General features: G+C 61.6%; 18 protein-coding genes. 8 read left to right on the top strand and 10 right to left on the bottom strand.

Going from position 1 to position 22054, the window contains the following annotated elements; translation table 11 throughout:
• Positions 1-46 precede the first annotated feature (46 nt).
• Together ACILSO_RS11970 and ACILSO_RS11965 are read right to left on the bottom strand one after the other, a co-directional pair.
• Positions 47-991, bottom strand: a complete 945-nt coding sequence (locus ACILSO_RS11970; protein WP_395737641.1) for a M56 family metallopeptidase — start codon at positions 989-991, stop codon at positions 47-49.
• 17 nt (positions 992-1008) lie between these two features.
• Positions 1009-1389, bottom strand: a complete 381-nt coding sequence (locus tag ACILSO_RS11965) for a BlaI/MecI/CopY family transcriptional regulator (RefSeq protein WP_395737640.1) — start codon at positions 1387-1389, stop codon at positions 1009-1011.
• Between the two features lie 146 nt (positions 1390-1535).
• On the opposite strand from ACILSO_RS11965, the gene ACILSO_RS11960 reads away from it, so the two are divergent.
• A complete protein-coding gene (locus ACILSO_RS11960; protein WP_395737639.1) occupies positions 1536-2375 on the top strand; it encodes a hypothetical protein in 840 nt (279 codons plus the stop codon).
• A gap of 100 nt (positions 2376-2475) precedes the next feature.
• Here ACILSO_RS11960 and ACILSO_RS11955 read toward each other — a convergent pair whose 3' ends face one another.
• The 4 genes from ACILSO_RS11955 to ACILSO_RS11940 are packed head-to-tail and all read right to left on the bottom strand — an operon-like array spanning position 2476 to position 9316.
• The gene (locus tag ACILSO_RS11955; RefSeq protein WP_395737638.1) at positions 2476-3555 is read right to left on the bottom strand and encodes a sialidase family protein; all 1080 of its coding nucleotides are present in this window, start codon (positions 3553-3555) and stop codon (positions 2476-2478) included.
• A gap of 30 nt (positions 3556-3585) precedes the next feature.
• Positions 3586-4746, bottom strand: a complete 1161-nt coding sequence (locus ACILSO_RS11950) for a hypothetical protein (RefSeq protein ID WP_395737637.1) — start codon at positions 4744-4746, stop codon at positions 3586-3588.
• A 33-nt stretch (positions 4747-4779) separates the two neighbouring features.
• Complete coding sequence (locus ACILSO_RS11945) at positions 4780-6171, bottom strand: DUF1501 domain-containing protein (RefSeq protein ID WP_395737636.1); 1392 nt, start codon at positions 6169-6171, stop codon at positions 4780-4782.
• Between the two features lie 4 nt (positions 6172-6175).
• Entirely contained in the window at positions 6176-9316 is a 3141-nt protein-coding gene (locus ACILSO_RS11940) for a PSD1 and planctomycete cytochrome C domain-containing protein (protein WP_395737635.1), read from the bottom strand.
• A gap of 124 nt (positions 9317-9440) precedes the next feature.
• On the opposite strand from ACILSO_RS11940, the gene ACILSO_RS11935 reads away from it, so the two are divergent.
• The 7 genes from ACILSO_RS11935 (at position 9441) to ACILSO_RS11905 (ending at position 17575) form a co-directional block, all read left to right on the top strand.
• Positions 9441-10223, top strand: a complete 783-nt coding sequence (locus tag ACILSO_RS11935) for an AraC family transcriptional regulator (RefSeq protein WP_395737634.1) — start codon at positions 9441-9443, stop codon at positions 10221-10223.
• A 65-nt stretch (positions 10224-10288) separates the two neighbouring features.
• On the top strand, positions 10289-11818 hold the full coding sequence (locus tag ACILSO_RS11930) for a PQQ-binding-like beta-propeller repeat protein (RefSeq protein ID WP_395737633.1): 1530 nt from the start codon (positions 10289-10291) through the stop codon (positions 11816-11818).
• Positions 11819-11914: 96 nt separating this feature from the next.
• Positions 11915-13852 carry an ABC transporter substrate-binding protein gene (locus tag ACILSO_RS11925; protein WP_395737632.1) on the top strand — a complete coding sequence of 646 codons (1938 nt, stop codon included), beginning with the start codon at positions 11915-11917 and terminating at the stop codon, positions 13850-13852.
• A 3-nt stretch (positions 13853-13855) separates the two neighbouring features.
• On the top strand, positions 13856-15061 hold the full coding sequence (locus tag ACILSO_RS11920; protein WP_395737631.1) for an STAS domain-containing protein: 1206 nt from the start codon (positions 13856-13858) through the stop codon (positions 15059-15061).
• A 3-nt stretch (positions 15062-15064) separates the two neighbouring features.
• On the top strand, positions 15065-15994 hold the full coding sequence (locus ACILSO_RS11915; protein WP_395737630.1) for an ABC transporter permease: 930 nt from the start codon (positions 15065-15067) through the stop codon (positions 15992-15994).
• Between the two features lie 6 nt (positions 15995-16000).
• Positions 16001-16813, top strand: coding sequence for an ABC transporter ATP-binding protein (locus tag ACILSO_RS11910; protein ID WP_395737629.1), 813 nt, complete (start codon positions 16001-16003; stop codon positions 16811-16813).
• A 12-nt stretch (positions 16814-16825) separates the two neighbouring features.
• A complete protein-coding gene (locus tag ACILSO_RS11905; protein ID WP_395737628.1) occupies positions 16826-17575 on the top strand; it encodes an anti-sigma factor antagonist in 750 nt (249 codons plus the stop codon).
• Here ACILSO_RS11905 and ACILSO_RS11900 read toward each other — a convergent pair.
• From ACILSO_RS11900 to ACILSO_RS11885, 4 genes are read right to left on the bottom strand one after another with little or no spacing between them, the layout of a single operon-like run.
• Positions 17544-18920 carry a PP2C family protein-serine/threonine phosphatase gene (locus tag ACILSO_RS11900; RefSeq protein ID WP_395737627.1) on the bottom strand — a complete coding sequence of 459 codons (1377 nt, stop codon included), beginning with the start codon at positions 18918-18920 and terminating at the stop codon, positions 17544-17546. The two genes, ACILSO_RS11905 and ACILSO_RS11900, sit on opposite strands and share 32 nt — an antisense overlap.
• Before the next feature lie 37 nt (positions 18921-18957).
• On the bottom strand, positions 18958-20220 hold the full coding sequence (locus ACILSO_RS11895; RefSeq protein WP_395737626.1) for a hypothetical protein: 1263 nt from the start codon (positions 20218-20220) through the stop codon (positions 18958-18960).
• The gene (locus tag ACILSO_RS11890) at positions 20217-21560 is read right to left on the bottom strand and encodes an MFS transporter (protein ID WP_395737625.1); all 1344 of its coding nucleotides are present in this window, start codon (positions 21558-21560) and stop codon (positions 20217-20219) included. Before ACILSO_RS11890 ends, ACILSO_RS11895 begins: the two co-directional genes overlap by 4 nt.
• Positions 21545-22027, bottom strand: coding sequence for a hypothetical protein (locus ACILSO_RS11885; protein ID WP_395737624.1), 483 nt, complete (start codon positions 22025-22027; stop codon positions 21545-21547). The genes ACILSO_RS11890 and ACILSO_RS11885 overlap by 16 nt, the downstream gene beginning before the upstream one ends.
• Between the last annotated feature and the right edge of the window lie 27 nt (positions 22028-22054).

The following is a 22054-nucleotide window of genomic DNA, read 5'->3' as shown; positions in this document are numbered from 1 at the left end:
GGAGCAGAGGCAGAAAGCACGCCTCCACATCGGCCCGCCAGGCAAATCAAGGCGCACCGGGAAACGGTTCTGCCATTAAACGCAGCCGTGCCTCATCTTTGAGCGAAATTCCCTGCGCCATCTGAGGCGGCATGACCCGGATAGAAGCCATCAGAAAAGAGGCGCCAAGGATAAGCAGCCATGCGGCGAACCAGCGGGTGGAGAGGGCCCAGCGCGAGGCGCGGCGGGTTTCAAACAGGCGCTGCAAACGGGCGCGCAAGCCGAAGCGACGTGCGAAGGACATGGCGAATGCCTGCGACGGAGCCTGCGTGGCGTGGGCGAGGAGCATCTCTCCATACTCGCGACGGCTGCAGGATGAGACGGCCTCTTCATCGCAGCAGATTTCGGATTCCGCCTCGTAAATGCTGCACACGACATGCATGGCGGGATTCCACCAAAAAACGGCACGCACCAGGGCGGCACAGAAGCGGTGCAGTCCGTCCCGCTGGCGCGCATGCTGGCACTCGTGGCGCAGGGTGGCGCGAAGCGTGTCTTCAGGCCAGGAGACGGCCTCCAATGGCAGAAGCACGCAGGGCCGCAGCCAGCCGGTCATGCAGGGGCCTTCGATCTCGGGAGTGAAGCGCACCTCGATGGCGGCGCCAGGACTCAGCGTGGACTTGGTGGACTGGCGAACCATCCGCTGGATGCCAGTGATGTCGCGCACCACACGCAGCAGCAGGAGCAAGCTGCCCAAGGCCCAGACTGATGCGAGCGCCAGAAGCCAGCCGCCGGGAGAATCCGCGACGGAAGGAGCGAACGCATTCGGGTCCACGGACCGACCGAGCCATGGCAGCGGCAGCCATGGCGCCAGCCACAGCCCCCACATGCCGAGCAGAGCCATGCAGCGCCGCGCGCGAGGATGCTGCGCCGGCACCACGAGTGCGGCGACGCTCATGAAGGCAGCCCACAAAGTGGCCTTGAGAGCGATGGCGATCCAGAAAGTGCTCATCATGATGGATGTGGAGTGAATCAGGAAGGCGACTGCTCGTCGAGCAATTTGCGGATAGCGGCGATTTCCTCGGGCGGGAGCTTGCGGTCCCTGGCATCGAGGAGGGAGGCCATGAGCTTGCCGGGAGAGCCGTCGAAGAAAGTGCGCATGAGTTTGCGCAGAGCAGAGTCTCGCGCCTTTTCGCGGGAGATCGCGGGCTCGTAAATGTAGCGGCGGGATTCGCGGGTGTGCTTGAGAAGCTTTTTCCCGACGAGGATGCTGAGCAGTGCGCGGACGGCTGAGTAAGAAGGCTGATCTGGCATCTCCTCCTGGATCTCCTCGGCCGTGGCTTTGCCGAGGCGGAAGACAATGTCCATCGCCTGGCGCTCGCGTTTGGAGAGTTGATCGTCTTTGGCGGCCATGTGCTGAAAATGCTGCATTTGAGAAAGATGGCAAGCGCCTATTGCAGAGAGTGTTGAGAGAACAACTACACAGGCATTTTTATCTAAATGCATATTTTTCAGCATTTCATCTTGCGGCAAAATTAAATGCTGATATTTCTGCATTTATGAACCCAGCCCAACTCCGCCGTTCGTTTGTCTGCTGCTCTGTATCACTGGCCGTCACGATGATTGCGTCGTGCTCGTCGATGATGTCCCCTGCGCCACCACCACCACCGCCGCCGGCTCCTGTTCATTCAGGCATCACCGGAAATGATTATGACTCGGGCTCCTACCGGTCCAACGAGCTGGCATCCACCCGAGTCCAGGACCGTCCGGGGCTTGGCACTTCCGCAGGGCAGGAAAAATACTCGGTTTTAGAGAACACCCGCCTGATTCGCAAATCCAGCGTTCCGGATGCCGTGGACTCCTTTCATTACAATGATGAGAAGGGGGCGAAAACGATGGCAGAAGTTCTCGGCGGCAGTTTGACCAAACGCAGCGGCTTGTTTTCGGCGGCGGGAGAGCGTCTTAAAGTCGGCCTGATGCACTACAGGGACGTGTTTCCGCACTATGAGGTCAGCGGCAAACGCATCGTGATTGGACAGAACGGCAGCCACTACGACATCAGGCTCGAAAACCGCACAAAAAAACGCATGCTCGTTGTCTTGAGCGTGGATGGTCTGAACGTACTTACCGGTCAGGCGGCAAACCCCAGCCAGTCGGGCTTCGTGCTGGAACCCAGGCAGAGCTACGACGTCGACGGCTTCCGGAAAAACAGCACGACTGCGAGAGCGTTTGTGTTTGGCAGTGTGGCTCGCTCGAAGGCTGCCACCAAAGGAGCAGCGGGGAATGTGGGTGTGATCGGCCTGGCAGTGTTTGAGGAGGACGAGGCGCGGGTGAAAGCGGAGCTGCTGAAGGAACAGCAGGCGCGTGGAGGCGCGAATGCGTTTCCCGAGGTGCGGTGATGATTTGAACCGCATGTGATGAAAGATGGGGCGCCTCTTGATCCCTGTTTGAGAGTGACAGCCGTGGCCGAGCGCAGAGGGATCAGGATGATCCCTCTCCTCAAGGCGCGGGAGCGTCCCACAAGGCGACGCCCATGTGGTAGTGGTCGCATTCGGGGGCGGACTTGGAGTAGTAGGCGGTGACCAGTTTGCCGCTGGCAAGCTGGATGGTGGATGGATAACCGCAGTCGCTCACATGGCTGAGGGCAAGGCGGACGGGGGTGCTCCAGGTTTTGCCGTCGTCGCTGCTGAACTTGGCGCAGACTCCGCAGCGATCCTTGATGCGGACACCGTAGCTGAGAAGGAGGCGCTTGTCTGCGAGGCGGGTGAGGTGACCGTTGATTTCGTTGCGATCGGTCACTTTGAGAGGTGAACCCCAGGTGACGCCGTCGTCATCGCTGCGAAACAATTCCATCTGGGTGGTGCGGGCTGCGGCGAGCCAGCTCCTGCCACCGAGGGGAAAAATGTCGGTCTCGTTATGCGTGGGGCCAATGATGGACTGGGGTTTCCAGGTGAGGCCGTCGTCATCGCTGCGAAAGCACCAGGAGCGCCAGCTTTTGGTCTTGGAGGATTTGGCGGGGTCTGCGATCTGGCCCTGATAGCAGGAAGTCCGCAACGAACCGTCCTGCGCGGTCCAGATATCGCCGAAGGGAATGTTCTCGGTCCATTCAGCGGACTCGGTGGCGGGAAAGACCTCGCTCTTGCTCCAGGTACGGCCAGCGTCTTTGGAACGGAGGATCCATGAGCGGAGGACGGCGTCGCGGAAGTCGGCCTGCTTGGGGCGGATGGCTTGTTTCACATCGGTCCAGCCGGAGCAGAGGACGAGGAAGTCGCCGTTCTTCGCGAGGCCGGCGGCGTGGTTCATGCGAATGGTGTCCGGCTCGTGCTGTGTAAGGGTGCTGCGCTTTTCCCACTTCAAGCCATCCGTGCTGGCATAGCAGTCCACATCTCCCTGCAGGGTGCCGTGGCCGGGCTGATTGAAGATGATGGCGATGATGGTGCCGTCCGGGAGGAGGGTGAGGTTTGGCCAGGCGCAGACGTTTTCAATGGCAACAACGCGCTGCAGCTTTGCGGGCTCCGTTTCTTGTGCGTATACAGAGACGAGCGGGAATGCGAGCAGCAAGGCGGCGATGATTTTCATGCCCTACCAACGCCGTGAGCACGGCGCACATTACGGACGCTCTGCCACCATGAGCTGGGTGAAGGGCCCGTCGCTGACATTGTAATAGATGCGCTTGTTATCTGCGCTGAAGATGGGGTGCGGGTGATTGCGGCGCCAGGATCTGGCGCCGCCGCTTTGACCGAAACTGTGCAGCAGAACCCACCTGCCGCCTTTCATGTCTGCCACCTGGATGCCCCACTCGCCATCCTTGCCGCCGACGTTTTTGCTGGCGCCATCTGTGACCATGAGAGTGCCATCCGGGCTGACGGAGGGATGTGTGCCGCTGAGGACGGGCACGTCTTTGAGGCGGGTGTATTTCGCGGATACTTCAGCGATGTCGAAGATGATGTTTCCGGCTTCGAAGATGTGGTTTGAATCCGGTGTCCAGGCAGGATGCCCCCACTGGTTGCGCTGCCAGACGCAGGCGGCTTTTTCGAAGTCGTAAACGACGGTGCCCTGGCGATGGCTGGCGCCGCTGGACATGTAATTGTCCCCGCCGTTGCCAGCGGCGACTTTGAAGAAAACGCGTTTCATGTCGGGGCTGAGGACGGGGAAGAAGACGGAGCAGGGCTTTCCCGCGAACTCCTTCTGCAACCAGTCGCCGTATTTGGACTCGACCTCGCTGATCTTCGCGTAGGTGGTGGTCTTGCCGGTGGAGGCGTCCCAGACTTCGAGATCACGATACGGGCCGGGATTCCAATGGCAGCCGTACATGGGAACGAGGTCCCCTTCAGGGCGGCCAAAACCCACCTGGTGGTTTTCTGCGACAACGGTCTTTGCCAAGGTGGCGACATCGATGACGACGACGCGCCATTTCTTGTCGATGACTTCATGATAGGCCACGCGCCTGCCGCCAGAGATCCACTGCTGGCAGGCGACGCGGTGGGCATCCTCGGTGTGGATGTTGTCTGCGAGCACCGATTCCTTTCCGGTGGCGCGCTCGATCATGCGGATCTCGCCGAGCTGGCCCTGAGGATCTGCAGAGGTGAAGAAGAGCACGCGCGTGCCGTCCGGACTTTCGGGATTGTTGAGATAATAGCTGTGTGTGGTGTGGCGGCCTTCGACAGGGGAGACGGTCTTGATGGTGACGTCTTTGGACCACGCGGCGACGGGGTCATCCGCGAGAACGTGGAGCGTGAGCAAGGAAAGAAATGCGGCGATGGATTTCATGGCGGTATGAGGCAGTGATTACGGCATCTCAAATCAGGCTGTCAACTCGCGCATGACCCGGCCATGCACATCGGTGAGACGCTGGTCGCGGCCGCCGTGGCGGAAGACGAGCTTCTCATGATCGACCCCCATTTGATGCAGAAGCGTGGCGTGGATGTCATGAATGTCCACGGGATCGCTGGCGACGGCGTTGCCGAAGTCATCGGTCTCGCCGAAGGCCGTTCCTCCTTTGAATCCGCCGCCTGCCATGAAAATGCTGTAGCCGTTCACATGGTGGTCGCGGCCGCAGCTCTCGGTGATCTTGGGCGTGTGCGGCGTGCGCCCCATTTCGCCGGCCCAGAGGACGATGGTTTCATCCAAAAGTCCGCGCTGATCGAGATCGCTGATGAGAGCGGCGACAGACTGGTCGGTGATGCGGGCGTTTTTGGCGTGATTTTGACGCAACTGGCCGTGCTGGTCCCAAGGCGAGTTGTTGCCATCAAAGCTGGGGCAGGTGATTTCGACGAAGCGAACGCCGGCCTCCACCAGGCGGCGCGCGCGCAGAGCCTGAGTGGCGTAGAACCTCTGATGCTCGTCGGCGGAATCCACGCCGTAAAGCGTGCGGATGTATTCAGGTTCAGCGGCGATGTCGGCAATGGCCGGAACCGCACTCTGCATGCGGAAGGCAGTCTCGTAATTGGCAATGGCTCCTTCGATGATGGAGGATTCGGAAGTGACTGCGGCGAAAGCAGCATCCTGCTGGGAGAGAAGCGCGAGTTTGCGACGCTGGATGGCGGCTGCATCATGCGGGGCGATGTTGTCCACCGGCACGCCTTTGGCGCGAACCATGGTGGCCTGATGACTCGCGGGGAGAAAGGAGCTGCCAAAGTTTTCGAGGCCGCCGTTCGGCACCCAGTCATTGTTGAGCACGACGTAGCCGGGCAGATTGCGGTTCTCCGTGCCCAGACCATAGGAGACCCAGGAGCCGAGGCTGGGCGCCTGGCCGAGAATGCGGCCGGTGTGCAGCAGGAGATTCTGCTGACCATGCAGCGGGAGCTCGCCGACCATGGAGCGGACGACGCAGAGCTTGTCCGCCACCTCCGCGATGTGCGGGAAGAGATCGCTCACCCACAGGCCACTCTGCCCACGCTGGCGGAACTCCCAGGGGCTGCCAAACCAGACGCGGCCCGCATTTGACTGGGAACGCTTTGACACTGCGGCGCTGCCAATGGCGGTGCCCTCGAACTTTTTGAGCAGCGGCTTGGGATCAAAGGTGTCCACATGGCTGGGGCCGCCATCCATGAAGCAGAAGATGATGTTCTTTGCCCGAGCCGGGCGGTGCAGCGGCAGGCCCGCCATGGCACGCAGCGCCAACATTCCAAAGCCGGCGGAGGCGCCTGCCAGAATGTGGCGGCGCGAACAGAAGCGATGGTCATGAGGCTTCATTAGTTTAACGGTAATAGAGAAACTCCTTCGTGTTGAAAAACGCATGAGCGAGGCGCTCCCATGCATCTGGCGTATCGCCCCCCAAGTCCTTCAGGGCGGCGCTCCAGCGATCAAGCTCGGCGGAGTCCGGCCCGCGCTGCAATGCCTGGGCAAACATCTGGCGCAGGCGATCTGTGCGGTCAGCAGCTTTGAGCTTTAACAACGCAGCCGCCCAAGCCCTAGCCATCTCGTTCACAAAGGGGTCATTGAGCATGATCAGCGCCTGTGAGGGGACGTTCGTCACGTCCCGCCTGCCCGTGGGCAGCTTCAGATCTGGGAGGTTGAAGCCGACGAGGAACTTGGGCGGGTCCATGATGGACATTTGCAGGTAGATGGAGCGGCGGCCGGCGCCATCGAGCGGACCGCTGAAAAGGCGCTTCGAAGCGTCCTCGGCAGTGCGATACGGAAAAACGGGGCGGCCGTAGAGCTGGGGATCGAGCCGACCAGCGACGGCGAGCAATGAATCGCGAATGCTTTCGGCCTCCAGACGTCGGGTGGGATAATGATGCAGAAGACGGTTGTCCGGATCGCGATCGCGCGCGGCAGCGGACACCAGCCCTGCCTGCTGAAAAGTCTGGCTGAGCACGAGACGACGCACGAGCTTCTTGGTGGACCATCCTTCACGAATGAACTCTCGTGCCAGCCAGTCGAGCAGTTCGGGATGGGAGGGCCTGTCTCCGAGGCGGCCAAAATCATCCGGAGTAGCCACAAGTCCGGTGCCGAAAATCCACTGCCAGACGCGGTTCACGTAAACACGGGCCGTCAGCGGATGCTCGGGATCAAGCAAAGACTCTGCAAGCGACACGCGGCCCGAAACCCTCCCATTGGCATCCAGCATTTTTAAAAATCCTGGCCTCACCAGGGTGCCGGGTGCATCCACATTTCCACGGACGTTGAGCGGATAGCTGGCGGGCGAAGTTTCACGTTCATCCATGCTGTTCACGGTGCGCGGGAAGGTGATGCCCGCTTCGACGCGTCGATACTCGGCCAGCAGGTTTGCAAGCTGGCTCCCAGGCTCGGCCTTGTTTGGCAGCAGGCCGTTGGAGAGCAGCCAGTCGAGGACGGTGTGATCACCGGCTTGCGATTTGTCTTCCCACCAGCGAATGACGGCCGCATTGAGCCAGGCGGCGATGGACTTCCACGTGTCCGGCGACGAGGCAGAAACCTCATACAAACCGATGAAGGCGTCCTGCTCATCCTGCGGCGTGCCGTCTTTGTCCTGCGAGACGATGCCGCAGACACTCAGCCAGCTGCGTTTATCGAAGCCGAAGTCGTTGTTCTTGAGCCCCTTTGCCAGACCGGTGCGCGGGGGAAAGTTGGGGTTCAAGGACGCGGTGGCAAACTCCACGGTGACCTGCTGCACGCCGTTTTTCAAAGCGGCATCGGCAAAGGACCGCCAGGCGGGCGTGGTGTTGGTGTAGAGGCTGATGGTTTCATTTTGAAACGCATGATCATCCACCACAAGCTGACCACCGAACTCTCCGCCTGCGAGATTGAGGCTCACGACGCGGCCCGGGATGAAATGCTCCGGCGGCATGCGCAGCGAACCAGGCAGCTTTGAGGACAACGCATGCGTGTGCCAGCCACAAGGCAGGAAACGCGCGATGATGGACTCGCCTTCGAGAGCGATAAGAGGAGCGGCCTCCGTAACAAAGCCGTGCTTCATGCCGTCCCCCTCGATGACCCAGCCCCTGGGAAGCTGCGCTTTCGCAAGATCGGCCATGGGTTTGAATCCGGCATTGGCCGACTGCGCAGTGGCGCGGGCTTTGCGCCACTCGGCCGATTTTTGTGAAAACTGATCAGGAGTGGCGAGCGGTGCGCCCACACCCTGCAAGGCTTTGGGATGGTCCGCAGCCCACTGTTTGAGAAACGCCGGCTCGAATGGTGTACCCCACAGGCCTGCCACCGCGGACCGGATGGAAGCGCGCAAGTCTTTGAGACGCGCGATGGCGGCATCATTCCGTGCTGGCTCGTCGATCACGCGGGAAGTCCAGCGGGGTGTGGTAAACATCGCGGCCAGAGCATAGTAGTCGGGCTGCGAGACGGCTTCGAGCTTGTGATCATGGCAGCGGGCACAGGCGACTGTGGTGGCGAGGAAGGTCTTCGAAAAGGCGTCGATCTTGTTGTTCACCATCTCCTGGTGGATGCCATTGAACATGAGGCTGCTGCCATGGCGATGCTCTCCCAGATGATAAAACATGGGGGCGATGAGGCTTTCATTGGTGTGAGAAGAAGCATGGAGGCGCGGCTTCGGCAGGAGGTCGCCCGCAATCTGCTCGCGCAGAAACTGATCAAAACCTAGATCGTCATTGAAGGCGCGGATGAGGTAGTCGCGGTACTCGTAGGCCCCTTTGGCGGGATTGTCCCACTCGTAGCCGTAGGTGTCTGTGTAGCGCACCACGTCCATCCAATGACGGGCGAAGTGCTCACCGAAGCGGGGGCTCTGCAGCAGGGAGTCCACATAAGCCTCAAGAGACAGAGGCGCTGAAGCCGCCGGTGGGAGACCCGTGAGGACAAACGCAAGGCGCCTTCTGAGCACCGCTGGATCGGCAAGGGGAGCCGGCTGAAGTTTGGCGGAAGCGAGCGCGGCGCGCACGAAACGATCCACCGGCTCCTTTGACCATGGATCGTCATTCACCTGCGGAGGTTCGACATTGCGCATGGGCTTGAGGCTCCACCAGTCGAGGCGCTTGTGGAACTCAGCCTCCCAGGTGTCGTCCGCGGAAAGGTTCTGGGAATTCACTGCCGCCGATGGCGATACGCGTGGATCGGGCGCGCCCTGCTGAATCCATGCGGCAAAGACGGCGATCTCTGCGGCGGGCAGCATCTTCTTCGGCGGCATTTTGACATCTTTTTCGGCATGACTCAGCGCCTGCATGAGAAGGCTGTCCTCCGGCTTACCGGGGACGATGGCAGGGCCGCTCTCGCCGCCCTTTTCCCAGCCCGACTTCGAATCCAGCGCGAGGCCGCCTTTGATTTTGTGCTGGTGCGAATGGCACTCAAAGCAGTGCTGTTTCAGCAGGGGCTCCACCTTGGAGACGAAGATGTCCTCCGCGCCGGAAACCGGGGCGGTGAGAAGGCATGCAATGGCGGCGACTGACTTCATCAGTCGTGGGCAAGCGGCAAAGCGTTGAGAGGACAGGATGTCATGCACCCAAACCAACGCTTCCAGCCGGGCAACTCTCTGTGGTCATCCCTTCAAAAAATGGTATTATCCGACCATCCTCCCCATGAAGCTGCTGCAGACAAAATTTTTCGACCAGGTGGGTGACCTGAGCCAGATGCTGGCTCCGCTGGAACGGATTCCTGGAGCGATGTTCATGATCAAGGATCTCGACTCGCGATACATCTACATGAGCCAGGCGCTCCGCCGGGCGATTCATGTGCCGGAGACCCTGGAAGTCGTGGGCAAGACGGACTTCGACCTGTTTCCGAAGATCATTGCCCAAAGCTTCCGCCAGAACGACCTGCAGGTGTTCAAGCACGGGAAACCGCTTTTGAACGAGGTGCATGCGGTGGGATTTTTTGCCCATGCGATGAAATGGGCTTATTCGAGCAAGTACCCGCTGCGCGACCGCCAGGGCAAAGTGGCCGGCCTCATCACCATCAACGAGGAGTACAAGGATGTGATGGGGCAGGATGATGAACTGAACCGCCTGCTGCCCGCGATCGAATACATCTCGAAGCACTATGCGGAAAACATCAGCGTGGGGCAGCTGGCACGGAGGTGCAGCTTCTCGGAGAGCCACTTTACGCGGGTCTTCAAGCAGCGGATGAACATGACCCCCTATGCTTTTGTGGAGCAGGTGCGGATGTTTCATGCGCTGGACACGCTGCAGCACAGCTCAAAGAGCATCGCGCAGATCGCGCTGGACTGCGGATTTTATGACCCGAGCTCGTTTGTGAAGCGGTTCAAGAAATTCACCGGAACGACGCCGCTGCGTCATCGGCGTGAGCACCACGCAAAGGCCCAGTCTGGACGGGCAGTTGTCCTGCCAGAACCGGCGGACTGAGACGAGGCTGCGGCCAGCCAAAGGGGATCGCCTTGATCTGAAAAATGACGGCGGTAAAGTAAGCTGTGAGCTCCCCTTCCCTCCCCACCAAAGCCGTGCGCTGGAAACCCGGCGTGCGGATCGCGGTGCTGGGCCTTGTGACGATCATCGGCGTCCAGTGTTATGAAGAATGGCCGTTTCAGAAGCGGAACTTGATCAGCTACGAAGTCGGATTAGCCGTGGGTGCGGCGCTGGTGATCTGGTGGCTGTTTCTCTCAAGAGTACGAATGGCGGCACGACTGGGAGTGATGGGGGCGGTTTTTCTGACAGGCGTCGTGTTTGGCGCACTGGTGAAAATCGGCGGAGTAACTGGAGATCTGGTGCCCATCCTGAAATGGCGATGGAGCCAGGGAATGAAGGCGGCGCCGGCCGGCCAAGTGAGCGCAAATTCGAAGGTGCCACGTGCGGATTTCCCCCAGTTTTACGGAGCGGAGCGCAATGGAGTGCTGGCTGGGCCACGGCTGGCGAGTGACTGGAAACTGCACCCGCCGCAGATGGTGTGGAGGCATGCCATTGGCGCAGGATGGTCGGGATTTGCGGTGGTGGGACAAGTGTGTGTGACGCAGGAGCAGAACGGGGAGAAGGAGTGCGTGACTGCGTATGATCTGAATACAGGACGGCAGATTTGGACGCACGAAGACGAGGCCCACTACAATACAACGATCGGCGGAGAGGGCCCGCATGCGACGCCGACCATCGCGCAGGGACGTGTTTTCACCCTGGGAGCCACGGGCATTTTAAACTGCCTGGAACTGGCGGATGGCAGGCCGGTGTGGAACCGCAACGTGGTGCAGGCTGTGGAAGGGAAGACACCCGGGTGGGGCATGGCATGCTCGCCGCTGATGGTGGATGACCTGGTGATCGTACACGGAGGAGAGGGAGGGACTCACTCGCTGGTGGCGCTGCGCAGCCGGGATGGCGAGGTCGTGTGGAAGGCGGGGAGGAAGCCGAGCTACGCGACGCCGATTTATGCGAAGCTGGCGGGAGTGCCGCAGGTTCTTGCATTTCACGACGGAAGCGTCGCGGGGCATGACGTGAAGACGGGTGCCGAGCTGTGGCAGAGACCCTGGGGAAATGGCAACGTGGTGTGCGCCTCGCCGATTGTGATTGGAGAAGATGAGGCGCTGTTTTCGAGCGGCTATGGCGTCGGCGCCGAGCTGCTGAAGATTTCGCGCCAGGAGAGCGGCCTGAAGGTGGAGAGCCTGTGGCATTCCACCAAAATGAAGGCAAAGTTTGCCCACCTTTTTGCACGCGAAGGCTGTGTCTTCGGACTGGATGACGGGATGTTTGCGTGTGTGGATCTCAAAGATGGCTCAAAGCAATGGCGTGAAGGTCGCCATGGCCACGGACAGGGGCTGGTGGTGGGAGAGCATTATCTCCTGATGGCGGAGACCGGGGAACTGGTGCTGCTGAGGCCCACGCGGGCGGCGCCGAATGAGCAAGGGAGGTTTCAAGTGTTCAACTCCAAGACGTGGAATCCAATCGCGCTGGTGGGAGATCTGCTGCTGGTGCGCAACGACCGTGAAGCGGCGTGCCTGCGGCTGGCCGTGGAATGATTCGCGAAATGGCGTTGAACTGCGCGTGCTTCCTGCTCCTTATGGCCGGCGATGGTTCACTCTCTGCGCCGACTCCTGCTGGGCATCTTCTTGATCATGGCTGCCTCAGCCGTGCTGCTGCTGTCTGATCTCGGGTCTCGCGTGAAGACCGCCGCAGCACCGAAGGCAGGGCGCACGATGCGGGTGGCGCTGCTGCAGCATGCTTCGCAGGCAATTCTCGACCAGGGACGCGAAGGGATGATCAAGGGGCTGAAGGAGCAGGGCTGGGAGCTCGGGCGAAATCTGGAGCTAAAGCTGTACAATGCGGAGGGAGACAATGCGGTATCCCAGACAATTGCGAAAGAGATGGTGGGCGGCGGGTATGACCTGCTGATGACCATCAGCACGGTGTCGCTGCAAGCGGTGGCAAATGCGAACAAGGCGGGAGGTACACCGCATGTGTTCGCGCTGGTGTCCAACCCTTCCGTGGCAGGAGTGGGGATCGACATGGCCAAACCGCTCGAACATCCGGCCCATCTCGCGGGCTTCGGCACGATGCAGCCGATTGCACAGGCTTTTAAAATCGCGCGGGAGATGAATCCTGCGCTGAAGAAGGTGGGCGTGGTGTGGAATGCGGCGGAGGCGAACTCTGAGGCTCAGGTGAAACTGGCGCGGCAGGTGTGCGCGGAAATGGGGATCGAGCTGATGGAATCGACGGTGGACAATTCCTCCGGTGTGGCCGAGGCGGCAGGAGCTCTGGTGGCACGCGGCGCGGAGGCGCTGTGGATGGGCGGGGATGTGACGGTGATGACGGCGGCGGACAGCGTGATCTCCACGGCGAAGAAGGGCGGCATACCGGTCTTCACGGTGATCCCGCCGAACGTGAAGAAGGGGGCGCTGTTTGATCTGGGTGCGGACTACAGTGAAGTGGGGCGCCTGGCGGGAACGCTGGCCGGGGAGATTCTGAATGGCCGGAAGCCGGCGGATGTGCCGATCACGAATGTGATGCCGGAGATGCTGGCGGTGAATGTGCAGGCGGCCAAGGATCTTAAATCGCCATGGAAATTCCGCGATGAGATGGTGAAGAACGCGCAGGTGGTGATTGATGAAGGCGGCGCGGTGAAGACGAAGAGCACGGCGGCACCTAACCCGAGCGGGAAGAAGTGGAAGATCGCGATCGTGAACTACATCGAGTCGGGACCTTCAGAGGACACGATGGCAGGGATGAAGGCGGCATGGAAGCGGAGCAAGCTGGTGGAGGGCAAGGACTACACGATCAGCTACCGCTGCGCGCAGGGAGACATCGCCTCGCTGAGTGGAATCTTTGACGCCGTGCTGACGGAGAATGCGGACATCGTGGTGCCGATGTCCACACCGGCGCTGCAGTCGGCGCTGCAAAAGGTGAAGGACCGGCCGGTGGTGTTTTCGGTGATCGCGAACCCGGTGGTGGCGGGCGCGGGCAAGAGCTACACGGACCACAAGCCGAATGTGACGGGTGTCTCCGTGCTGGCACCCGTGGGCGAGGCGCTGACGATGATCCAGAAGTACTTCCCTCAATATAAGAGGCTGGGCACTTTGTTCTGCCCGGCGGAGGCGAACTCGGTGGATCTGAAGGAGTCGTTTGAAAAGCTGTGCAAGGAACGCGGGCTGACGCTGGAATGCGTGGCGGTGAACACCTCGAGCGATCTGGCGGATGCCTCTCTCTCGCTGGTGTCGAGGCCGATCGATGCGGTGGTGCAGATTTCGGACAATCTGAGCAGCACGGGATTCAACGCGATCAGCAAGGCGGCACGGCAGACACAGAAGCCGCTGATCAGCCTGAACAGCACGACGGTGCCGCTGGGAGCACCGGTCTCGATGGGACGCGACTACCACAACTGCGGCGAGGCGACAACGGAGATGATCGAGCGCGTAATCCGTGGCGAAGATGTGGCCACAATGCCGTTCATTCTACCGCCGAAGTTGTTTTACAGCGCGAGCCCGGCAAATGCCGCGGCGGTGGGCATGACGCTGCCGCCAGAGCTGCTGAAGGAAGTGGACAAAGTGATCAAGTAACCCATGGAAATCTCCCGCCAAACCTCCGGTGATCTCATTGTCCTGCGCCTTGCAGGGAGATTGGATGCGAACTGGTGCAATCATGTGGAGTCCGCGCTTTCGAGTGCTGTGCGCGAAGGTGAGCACCGGCTGCACCTGGACATGAACGCAGTGAGCTACATCAGCTCGGCGGGCATCCGCGTGCTGCTGGCTTGCTACAAGCAACTGCGTGCGATCAACGGGCTGTTTGGGGTGATCCGTCCGTCTGAGGCGGTGCGCTCCGTGCTGGAGCTTTCGGGTTTGCAGATGCTGATCACGTCTGAGATCGCGGCGAGTGGGAGCGCGGATGATGTGGGAAAGAAGCTCTCCTCTCCGAGCGCAGCGTATGAACTCTTTGCGCTGGGTGCAGGCGGGATGAAGATCGAAGCGGTGGGGGATGCCGCGCTGCTGGCGCGTGGTGGTGGAGCGACACCGGGAACGCGGCGCTTTGATGCGAGCACGGTGGCGCTGGGCGTGGGTGCGCTGGGTGGAAACTTTGCGGAAAATGCCGCGCGCTGCGGCGAACTGCTGTCGGTTGCGGGCGTGGCGGCGTTTCAGCCGGCGGATGGGTCGAGCCGACCCGACTTCATGCTGAGCGAAGGAGCGCTGGTGCCGGAGGGGCAGCTGGTGCTGGGGCTTTTGGCGCAAGGCACGTTTTCATCGCTGCTGCGCTTTGAAGCGAATGATGAGGACCGGCGCATCGGCATCACGGAGCTGATGCAGACGGCGCTGGAAAGCAGCGGCGCGAATGCGGCAGTGGTGGTGGCGGTGACGGAAACGGCTGGGCTGGTGGGAGCGACGTTGCGGCAGTCGCCGACGCCAGATGCGCAAGGAGAGCGTTTTGGCTTTCCGCAGATTCGTGACTGGCTGTCATTTACCAGCGAGCGGTCGTTTCGTGACACCACATCGCTGATTGTGGGTGTTGTTGCCAAACCTGGCTCTGCGGTTGATGCGCTGCTGCGACCGCTGGCGTGCGGCACCGCTTTGCTGGGGCATCTGCATGCGGCAGTGTTTCCTTACCGGCCGCTGCGCAAAGGACGCATTGATTTGCAGCCTGCGGTGGCCGGATTGTTTGACGGGCAGTCGCTGCAGAATGTGCTGCATCTGATCTCCGACCCGCGCGGCTTCAATGGCGCGGGCGAGAGCGAGCTGTATCGCGGCGCTGTGTGGATCGCACCCATCACTTCATAAAACATGACCCTTCTCATCGGCTCACTGATCATCGGACTCATCCTGGCGCTTCTGGCGCTGGGGGTGCTGGTGTCGTTTCGTATTTTTTCGATGCCGGACATCACGACGGACGGCTCCATCACTCTGGGAGCGTCCATCGCGGCGGTGCTGCTGGTGAAGGGGGTGAATCCGGTCTTTGCCACGATGGCGGGAGCGCTGGGCGGCGCGCTGGCGGGCGCGACGACAGGCATCCTGCACACCAAGTTCAAGATTAACTCGCTGCTGTCTGGCATTCTGGTGATGACGGCGCTGTATTCGGTGAACCTCCACATCATGGGGCGCAGCAATGTACCGCTGATGCAGGCGACCACGCTGGCGAGCTACGGTGAAAGGCTCGGCGAATGGCTGGCGGGCGGCAAGACGATCCATGTGCTGGGCTGGCCGGTGGCCGCTGCGGATGCGGCGGTGCTTTTCCTCGCGCTGCTTTTCACGGCGGTGGCCGGAGCCACGATGTTTGCCTTTTTCCGCACGCAGCTCGGCACGGCGATGCGAGCCACGGGCGACAATGCGCAGATGATCCGCGCGCTGGGCGCGAATGTGGAGCGGAACATCATTCTCGGCCTCGCGCTCTCAAATGGCTTTGTGGCGCTGGGCGGCGCGCTGCTGGCCCAGTACCAGGGCTTTGCGGATGCGCAGATGGGCATCGGCATGGTGGTGTGGGGGCTGGCGAGTGTCATCATCGGCGAGGCGCTGACGGGAACGCGCAGCCTGGGGCTGACCATTGTCGGAACGATCATGGGCTCGGTGCTGTTCCGGCTGCTGGTCGCCATCGCGCTGCGCTGGGGTTTGAACCCGAACGATCTCAAACTCATCACGGCGCTGTTTGTTTTCGCGGCCCTCGTACTGCCCGGTTTCCTTGACCGTTTCAAACCCCGGCCCACCTCCGCCACCTGACCTGTCATGCTTGCGCTCTCCGGCATCCGCAAAACCTTCAATCCCGGCACGGTCAACGAAGTCCGTGCGCTGCAGGGTGTTGATCTCAGCATCGAGCCGGGGTCGTTCGTCATCGTGCTGGGCATGAACGGCTCCGGCAAATCGACGCTGCTGAATGCGGTGGCGGGCTCGTTTTATGTCGATGAGGGCAAGATCGAGCTGGCGGGGCATGACGTGACGAAATGGCCGGAGCACAAGCGTGCGAAGCTGATCGGACGCGTGTTTCAAAATCCGTTCAGCGGCACCGCGCCGACGATGTCGATTGCTGAGAACTTTGCGCTGGCGAGCAAGCGCGGACATGCGCGAGGGCTTGGCTGGGCTTTGTCTCCGAATCTCATGAAGCCACTGCGTGAACGCATCGCCACGCTGAAGATGGGGCTGGAGAATCGGCTGGATAATGCCATCGGCTCGCTTTCCGGCGGACAGCGGCAGGCGCTGACGCTGCTGATGGCCACGTGGCTGAAACCGGAGCTGCTGCTGCTGGATGAGCACACGGCGGCGCTGGACCCGAAGAGCGCGGATCAGGTGATTCAGCTCAGTGATGAGGTGATCCAGCGCGACAAACTTACGACACTGATGGTGACGCACTCGATGCAGCAGGCGGTGAGCCTGGGCGACCGCATCATCATGATGCACCGCGGGCGTGTGCTGCATGACATCCGCGGCGCAGAGAAGAAGCGGCTGCGGCCGGAGGATCTGCTGGACCGCTTTGACGAGGTGAGACGCCGTGAGCTGCTGGATGAAAGCGCTGCGACGATGCTGAACGAGCTCTATATCTAAACCGACGCTGCTGTGAAATCGCACACGCTCACCATCGCTGCTGATCTCGCGGAACTGGCGCGGGTGATGGAGATGATTGATGAGTTTTGCGCCGGCGTGAATGCCAGTGCGGCGGATGTGTCCGCGCTGCACCTGGCGCTGGAGGAGATCGTGACGAATGTGATCACGCATGGCTACCGCAATGATGCGGCGCGTTCCTTCACAGTGCGGCTTGAATCAAGCGAGGCGGATCGAATCCGAGCGGTGGTGGCGGATGACGCGCCTGCGTACAATCCGCTGGCGCGGGCGGAAGTGAACACGGCTCTGCCGCTGGAGGCGCGGCCTGTGGGCGGGCTGGGAGTGCACCTGGTGAAGAAGCTGATGGATGTGTGCATGTATGAGCACCGCGATGGGCGGAATGTTTTCTCCATTGAACGCAGGCTGAGCCGTGCAGCCGGAGCCGCGGCGAGCATCAGCATCGCGACTTCACGGCTCGCTTCCTCGGCCACGCTGGCGCTGAGCGGGCGGCTGGATGGGCTTTCCAGCCCTGAGCTGGAGCAGCAGGTGCTGGGACTGATCGCGTCTGGAGTCAAGGCGCTCACCTTTGATCTCTCAGGACTCGATTATGTGAGCAGCGCGGGGCTGCGGGTGTTCATCATCGCGGCGAAGAAGCTCAAGGCTTCGGGTGGAGCGGCGCAGTTTAATTCACTGACACCGGCGGTGCGCGAGGTCTTCCACATCTCGGGATTGCTCACGGCACTCGGCGTAATGCCACAAGCGTGATGTCATCGGCCTGCGGAGCCTCCGCCTGATGCGCGAGCACGGCTCCCACGATGCGTTCCACGGTTTGCGAACTGGCGGTGAGAGTACTGCCAGCGAGGCATTGCTGGATGCGGTCGCTACCGAACAAGGTGCTTTGAGCATCCATGGCTTCCGAGACGCCGTCTGAGTAAACCAGCAGTGTTTCATTCGCGGCAAGGGTGTGGCGCTGAGTGGCGAATGCGGTTTCCTCAAACACGCCCAGCGGTGCGGCGCGCGGGCCTTCGAGCCAGGTGAGAACGCCTGAGGCGGAAATCACTGCTGCGAGCGGGTGGCCTGCATTAGCCCAGGTGAGTTCGCCGGTGGCGGGATCAAAAAAGACGGCGCAGGCGGTGACGAACTGCATGGTCTCATTGCGCTCGCACAGCAGGCGGTTCACCTGGGCGAGGAGAGCGCCGGGGTCGGTGACTTTGGGAGCGAGCGTGCGCACGGCCATGGCGGCAAGGGCCATGAATACAGCGGCAGAGACCCCCTTCCCCGAGACATCGCCGACGAGGGTAAAGAAGCGCCCATCGGGCAGGAAGAAGCCGTCGTAGAGATCGCCACCGGCTTCGCGTGCGGGTTTGATGAAGGCGGAGAAATCCACGCGCTGGCGCTCTGCTACGGAGAGCGGTGGTGGGAGGAAGCTGGACTGGATTTCACCGGCGATGCGGAGTTCGCTTTCGATGGCTTCCCGAGCGGCGGTCTGCTGCTGAAGTGCGGTGATGTGCTGCTGGAGGTGCTTGAAGAGAAACTCGGTGGCCTGAGCCACGGAGCCGACTTCATCGCTGCGCTGCGCTTCTTTGACGACGCTGGCGCGGTCCCAGCCGGTGTCCGAGAAGTCGCTGGTGGCAAGGCCGCGCAGCGCGTGAGCGAGGCGGGCAAGCGGTTCCTTCAGCTCCCTGTTGCTGAAGCGAACGCGTTCTGAAAGCAGCGAGGCGACGTGACGGTGGAGCGCGATCGCAAGGTGCGGGTGGCGGCTTTCCATGGCGCGCAGCTTTTCCGCAGTGAGGCGCCAGAGGGTGACGGGGCCCACGGCTTCGACCGTAGCGGTGCGGGAGCCGGAGCGATAGAGGGCCATCTCGCCGAGGAACTGGCCGGCGCCGAGTCGGCGGAGTTCGGAGCGGCCCGCGCCTTCCACCTCCAGCACGACGACGAGAGTGCCGAACTCGATGAGGAACATGGCGTCCGCGGTGTCGCTTGCGTGGAAGAGGGCTTCGCCAGGCACGAGGGAAACAGCGTCCAGGTAGTCCATCCAGACGCGCTGGTCTGCTTCATCTGGCGCGAAGGCGGCCAGAGAGGCGGAGGGGAGTGGTGCGGGTGGAGTCACGCGTGTTGTTTCCCACGCGGTAGAACCCGCTGCAAACTCATTCGCGCCAGAACAGCGACTCTTTGGGTACAGTGTAGCGGACGTCCAGCTCGGGTGTTTGGATGAGCTCGCCTTTGCGATAGAGGGATTCGACAGCGGCGATGAGGATGCCGGAGGTGAGGAGGGTGCGCTCCACGGGATAGGGAGCGCGGTTGTTCAGAATCATGTCCTCGATGTGATGGATGAGGGGATTGAAGAAGTCGGCGGTGGTGGAGCTGGAGCCGGGCATGGGCAGGAACATCTGGCAGGAGGTGATCTCGCCGGTTTCACTGTTGAGGCCGGCGTAGTTGAAATCGCGCACGGGCAGCATGAATAGGGTGGTGTGGAAGCCGTCGCGATGCTCGATGAAGTAGGCGAAGGCTTCGGGGAAGGTCTTGCGTGCCCAACCAAAGCTGACGGGCTCGAGCGGGTAGCCTTCCACGGGCCAGGTGTGGCTGCGAGAGAGCGCGGCGGCGAGCAGGCGCTGGGTGTTTTTGCGCGTGGCGGCGTGAGCCCACATTTTTTCTCCGCGCAGGGCGAGCACGCTCTTGATGCCGACTTCGCCGCCGCGACGGCGTTCGGACATGCACTGGGCGGTTTCAAGGCCGTGGAAATCGTATTTTTCAATGCCTCCATAGCCGACGGCGACGCTTTCCGAAAGCGGCGTGCCCCAGGGAAGATCAATGGCCGGAAGACGGCGGGTGACTGGCAGGGAGGATCCCGCGAAGAAGGGAAAGCCGAGGCGTTTGGCATCGGCGACCATCTCGGTGCATTGGTTCCATTCGGTGGAGAGGTGCTTGTCGTTGAAGACGGGAACGCTGCGGCCGCTGGCTTCGAAGACTTTAACGATTTCTTTGAAGAACTCGTAACGCGGGTAGAGCGTCTGGCCTTTTTCGTTTTCGGGGTACTGTCCGTGCTCGCCGATGAGGACGACACCATCGACGGCGAGCCTGCCGGTGCCGAGAGTGAGGGCGTCTGCAATGGTAGAATAAATGGGAATGTGGTAGCGCTCTGAGCGGCCGCGGGCGAGATCGTTCTCAGGGAACTGAGCAAAGTAAAGGGAGACGAGATCCGTCTGCGGCGGGAGCCACTGGCCGGCCCAGACATAGCCCATGGCGAGGCGGTCCACGAAGTGCATGGCGTGGGAGTTTTTAAACATCACCGTGGCGATGAGCGCGACTTTTTTACGTGCTGGCGCGGGTGCGGCGTGAGCTGTGGCGGCAGCGGCGGCGCCGGCGGCGGCCATGAGAAAGGAGCGACGGGTCCAGGATGAGGTGCTCATGAGGATGGATGAAGGTCAGATTTACTCTCCCAAAACAGCCAGAGCGGCAGCACGGCGATGAGGGGCAGGAAAGAGGCGAGGATGAGACCCTGATCGAAGGAGTGGGTGCGGTCCGCGAGTTTGCCGAAGAACTGCTGCGCCCATGCCGTGGACACCCAGGCAACGACTCCGGCGATGCCGGTGATCTTCCCCTGATGCCGGCCCGAGAGATCCTGCGTGAAGGCGTGATACAAAGGGAACAAGCCCAGCGCGCCGGCACCCGCGAGCATGAACACCGCGAGCAGGACCCAGCCGTGCGCGAGCCAGGGCGTGAGCGCGCAGGAGGCGCACAGGGCACCGCAGGCGGCGAAGACGATGACGCGTGCGGCATGCACGGAAAGTTTGCGACGCCCCAGCCAGACTGCGAGAGCGCCGGCACCGAGGCAGCCGATGTCTGTGGCCAGATACCATGCGGAGGTGAACCACAGCGTGTCCTCCTCCGAATAACCGCGGCCCTCCTGAAGGATCTGGGGCAGCCAGGCGCGGAGGATCTGCCAGGTGGTGTTGATCAGGGCGATGACGAAAAAGATGATGAGCATGCGCCGGATGAAAGTGAAAATGCCCAGGCCCGGGCCGGCGTCCGCGCGCGGCGTCTGGTCCTCATGCGTGGGAGGAGGAAGATCCGCACCGCGCACAAGGGCGAACCACAGCACCAGCCAGGCAAAACCGGTGACACCGACGACCTGAAAGGCGGTGCGCCAGGTGCTGAGCTCCGACGTCATGAGGACGCTCATGATCAGCGGCGTGATGATGGCGCCCACGGAGGTACCGCTTTGCAAAACGCTGTTGCCAAGGGAACGCTCACGCGCATCCAGCAGAGCACGCGTGGTGCGGATGCCGCAGGGCCAGTGGCCGGCCTCGAAAAAACCGAGCGCCATGCGGCACCACACAAGCTCCTGCTCATTGTGCACAAAACCGGTGGCAAGTCCGGCCAGCGACCACAAGGTGAGCACGATGGCATACAGCCAGCGCACCGAGAAACGATCTGCCGCCCAGCCGAAGACAACGGAGCCCGCCGCGAAGGCATAAGCAAAGACGGCCTCGACATGGCCATACTGTTCACGGGAGAGGTAGAACTCCTGCTTGATGCGCACTGCGGCGTTGGCCAGCGTCTGGCGGTCCATGTAGTTGATGGCCGAGGCGAGCAAAAGGAGGCCGCAGATGGTCCATTTCCATGTTGCGGGACGGTGGGCCGGGAGATTTGATGCAGATGGATCGTTGCTCACAAAAATTACGAATGGTGAGTCAAACGGATGCGGCAGCGCGATTTGATCGCCGATAAGCGCTAGTAACCGAAGCATTTGTAGCGCTGCTCCTTCGCCCATTCGTTGAAATCGACACCGGGCGGCACCTCCAGCACAAAGGGGCCGGAGAGCACGTGATCTCCGGGATTCTGCACCCCTGACCTGGGCAGGCGGCCCGCCAGGTCATAGCGCAGAAAAATGCAGACTCCGTCACTGACCTCATAAGCCACCTGCGTTTCGAGATTCGAACTGCTGAGGGCAAATCTGAGCGCTTTCCGGAGAGGCGGAAGAGACGGCAGATGAAACATGCGCCACTCCTCCAGGCGCCAGAGCACGCCGTCGAAGGTCTGCGGTGGGAGGATTTTTTCCACATCGGAGCGGAGCATGCCTGTATGGACCCCGGCCGCCTGCTTCTGCCAGTAGGCCAGTGTGTTTCCAAACAGGAGGGGCCGCACCAGCAGGCAGGCGAGAATTGCTGACACCACAAGAATGCCGCCCCACACGATGGTTCTCTTTCCCTTCATGCGCCACGCTGGAAGGCAGCCGCGGCC

This window comes from Prosthecobacter sp. (assembly GCF_044226605.1).
Lineage (GTDB): Bacteria > Verrucomicrobiota > Verrucomicrobiia > Verrucomicrobiales > Verrucomicrobiaceae > Prosthecobacter.
Note: the sequence above shows the minus strand (reverse complement) of the source record. Positions and strands in the feature narration are given on the sequence as shown.